Origin of the sequence: Pseudomonas fuscovaginae SE-1, from assembly GCF_000364705.1 — a bacterium.
Classification (GTDB): domain Bacteria; phylum Pseudomonadota; class Gammaproteobacteria; order Pseudomonadales; family Pseudomonadaceae; genus Aquipseudomonas; species Aquipseudomonas fuscovaginae_A.
On record NZ_AQOH01000273.1, the window covers coordinates 1 to 416 of the forward strand.

1 protein-coding gene is annotated in these 416 nt (G+C 67.1%); it reads left to right on the plus strand.

Translation table 11 applies throughout. The features are described 5' to 3' along the window. The coding region (locus K675_RS31240) for an AMP-binding enzyme (protein WP_037007031.1) at positions 1–416 on the plus strand (416 nt) is incomplete at both ends.

Sequence of the window (416 nt, forward strand, 5' to 3'; positions counted from 1 at the left end):
GGCGAGATCCAGGCGCGGCTGACCGCCTTCCCGGCGGTGCAGGAAGCGGTGGTGGTGGCCCGTGAGGACGTGCCGGGCGACAAGCGCCTGGTGGCCTACTACACGGCCACCGTGGCCCAGGAGATCGACGCCTTGCGCGCTCATCTGCTGGAACAGTTGCCGGACTACATGGTGCCGGCGCTGTTCGTGCATCTGGCGGCGCTGCCATTGAGTCCCAACGGCAAGCTCGACCGCAAGGCATTGCCGATACCGGACCTGGCGGCGCTGGCCGCCCGTGAATACGAGGCGCCGGTGGGCGACACCGAAATACTGATGGCCCAGCTCTGGGCGCAACTGCTGAATGTCGAGCGTGTGGGACGCCACGATAACTTCTTCGAGCTGGGTGGGCACTCGCTGCTGGCCGTCAGCCTGATCGG